At 42.5% G+C, this 1,265-nt stretch carries 1 protein-coding gene; it reads right to left on the bottom strand.

Annotation, left to right across the window (positions count from 1 at the left end):
• Positions 1-167: 167 nt before the first annotated feature.
• Positions 168-1,265 (bottom strand): ATP-binding protein (locus H4J57_RS19435; RefSeq protein ID WP_182243983.1); only part of this gene is annotated, 1,098 nt, incomplete at its 5' end.

Here is a 1,265-nt window from a genome sequence, read left to right as displayed (position 1 = left end):
AAGTCTGTTAATATTAGGGCAATATCAGGATTGTCACGCACTATTTTTACTGCATCCGATACATTGCTTGCAGTTAGAGGATCGTAGCCTTCAAATTCCAATGCTTCTGAGGCCTCTTCAAGTATGAAGGGTTCATCATCCACAATTAACATTTTTATTCTTTTCATTTAAATCCCCATCAGATCTATTTGTTGAATGATGTTATTTGTTGTCGGAAGTGTGATAGAAAATTTTGCGCCATCAGTAATATTTTCCGCAATGATAGCGCCGCCCATTTCCAATATAATTCCGTAGCTCACAGATAAGCCTAAGCCGGTTCCTTTGCCCATTTCCTTTGTTGTAAAAAAAGGTTCAAAAATTCGAGAAAGTATATGTTCAGGAATTCCGCCACCAGTATCTTGAGAAGAAATGGTAATTATCTCATCCTTTTCAGTAATACTAAGTGTGATCCTTGAACCCGATATATTGTCTTTCATCGCATCTCTTGCATTGGCCAAAAGATTCAGAATAACTTGCTCCATCTGTATAGTATGTCCCATCACTTTGCTGCATTTTTCAGGGAAATTAGTGACTACTTGAATACCCGCTAGTTTGAGTTGTGCTCCCAGTAAACCAAGGGCATTAGAAACAACCTCGCGAGGATCCACCATCTCTGATTTTTCCTCGGCCTTACGACCGAACATTCTCATATGATCAATAATTGCAGCTGCGCGAGAAGTTTGCCCTTCAATACGCACTAATTTTTCAAGTATATACTCAGTGTCTTTGTTACTTTTCTGGCTTTTAATTCTTCGACGACTATTACCTGCAGCCATTCGTATCACATTAAGAGGTTGATTTAACTCATGAGCAACAGAGGTTGCCATTTCACCAAGCGTGGCCAGTTTTGAAGCCTGAACTACCTGAGCCTGAGATTTCTTAGCTTCTGTAATATCTTGTCCTACGCCCACGACCCCAATAATTTGGCCATAGGCATCCCGTCGAGAAGTGGAGTTCAACAGCACATCGACCCGATCGCCCGTTTTGGTATACAGCGGAAATTCATAGTTAGCCGACTCTTCACCTTGCAGGGCTTTATCCAATATCCCTTTAACCGAGGCCTTGTAATCATCGGTGATAAACCCGGCCACCAGATCTTTCCCCATGACATCAATCTTAGCAAAGCCGGTGAGTTGCTCGGCGCGCTGGTTCCATTCGTTCACCAGACCCGCGGCATCAATCCCAAAAATAGGGGCATTGGCCGTATCGATTAACTGGGTTAAATC

It is taken from the genome of Colwellia sp. BRX8-7, assembly GCF_014077275.1.
Classification (GTDB): domain Bacteria; phylum Pseudomonadota; class Gammaproteobacteria; order Enterobacterales; family Alteromonadaceae; genus Colwellia_A.
This window is presented reverse-complemented; position numbering and strand designations above follow the sequence as displayed.